Origin of the sequence: Dactylosporangium darangshiense (genome assembly GCF_039537565.1) — a bacterium.
GTDB lineage: Bacteria > Actinomycetota > Actinomycetes > Mycobacteriales > Micromonosporaceae > Dactylosporangium > Dactylosporangium darangshiense.
In genome coordinates this window covers 1-1,766 of the sequence record NZ_BAABAT010000167.1, presented here as the reverse complement: position 1 = coordinate 1,766, position 1,766 = coordinate 1, and the positions used below count along the sequence as shown (strand labels likewise).

2 protein-coding genes are annotated in these 1,766 nt (G+C 65.6%); one reads left to right on the top strand and one right to left on the bottom strand.

From position 1 onward, the window contains the following. Positions 1–586 precede the first annotated feature (586 nt). Positions 587–1,234, bottom strand: coding sequence for a DUF2625 family protein (locus ABD901_RS58465; protein ID WP_345145021.1), 648 nt, complete (start codon positions 1,232–1,234; stop codon positions 587–589). A gap of 275 nt (positions 1,235–1,509) precedes the next feature. Between ABD901_RS58465 and ABD901_RS58460 the strand changes: the two genes are divergently transcribed. After that, positions 1,510–1,766 (top strand): hypothetical protein (locus ABD901_RS58460; RefSeq protein ID WP_345145018.1); only part of this gene is annotated, 257 nt, incomplete at its 3' end.

The window sequence follows — 1,766 nt, the reverse complement described above, 5'->3', positions numbered from 1 at the left end:
GAACGATTCAGCCAGCCACCCACCCCACCGGCCCTGCCCACCACAGCGTGGATCAACCCGCCCACACCAGCACCTCAGATACAGACCGCGTAACCAGCCCGTGTCTCATACGCCTTGACAGCTTCCGGTTGGCTGAGGTCCTGCTCCGACTGGGCAGAAGCCTTGTGCTGCTCTGACCACGCGCTGTGTAGGTACCGCTGTGTATTCGCTCGTGTTCCGTCTGGTCTTCTGTATAAATGGCTCGTCCGGTCGTCGGCACCGGAGTTCGCCGCAAAGCATTGACCAGAGGGTCAGACGCCACCCCGAGGGCGGCACTTGCCAGACAGCGTACCCGAACCACCACGACCACTGCTGCGAAGGCAGCCCAGCCGGCTGAGCAGTCAGTCGCCGAGTCGGGTGACGGGGATGCGTTGAGTGACGGCGGCGATGGTGACTGCGCAGGCGCACTCTCGCCCGGATGGTCGAGTGCACTCAACTCGGCAGAGTCGGATGCGATGCCGCGGGAAGCTCGATCACTCGCTGTCACGATTGATCGAGCGCTGGCGAGCGCGGTCTGCGGCATATCAGTGAAGCCCAGGCCGCGTCTCTACGTGTCGCGTTGACCGTCTAGCGTCACGCCGATCAGGGACATCGCCTCGGACATCGGCACCGGGCGGCGCGATACCGCGTTGAGATCCTTGCCTTCCTTGGTCCACAGCGGGGGAATGACGTTGATGGCCTCGTCGAGTCGGCATGCGCTGACCTCGTCGGCCCATCCCGGCCAGCGCAGATCCTGGTAGAACCCGGTCATCGCACCGCCGATCATGGCGGCGAGCCAGTCGCCGTACCCTCGCTCGCAGTTCTCCCAACGCAGGGTGTCCGGTGCCAGATACCAGATCGTCGGCGTGCCGGTGGAGTCCGGCATCCAGGCGAACTGACCGCCGAGGACGTCCTGCGCCACGATGATGCCGCCGGCGACGTTGTCATTGATTGCGCCGAGACTGGCCAGGTGATGTTCGTCGTTACCCGATCCCAGGACACGCAGCCACCCATGATCGAGCACCAGGCCGCCGCTGCGGTGGACCACCGCACCCAACCATGATCGCGTCGTCACCTGCACCCGCAGAAGCTCCTCGTCGGCCCGCCGCGGGTCAGCGGGCAGCACGACAACCGGATACGGTGCGGCAGCGACAGCAGCCTCAATCTCCGACCACGCTGGATCATTGGTATCGACCAGTTCGGTCAGTGAGCGCACACCGGCACCCTACACAGCGAGCCACCAGCGCTCCCGTGCGCGCTCATCAAGCAAGAGCGCGCATTGGGTCCATGGTCGCCGACCGGCCGGGCGCGTACCGAGCGTGATGGCGGCTCAGGAATGGCGCGCGTGCTCAGCGGCAGGAGCGTGCTCGGCAGTGATCTCTAACGGATTGATCGGCGCCAGGCTCACGGCCGATATCAAAGTCCTGGCGCTGTTGCGGTTGCGTCACCGGCGCCGACGACAGGCGGACCGTGGCCTGTAGCGTTCCCAGCGTGGGCATCTATCTGGTCGACATCAGCGCCCTGAGCTGGGCGCAGGACGAATGCGCACCTCTGCTCGACCAGGCGCTCGCCGCGCGGAACCTGCCGCCCTACCCCGGCCCGCTAAGCACGGCCGGGGACATCGAGGAGAAGCTCATCCCGAGCATGGACGACTTCGCCGAAATGTGCGCGCGGCACGACGCCACGGAGTTCCTCAACGCCTCTCTAATCGTGCCGGTGGACTTCATCGGCCTGATCGAACTTCCCGC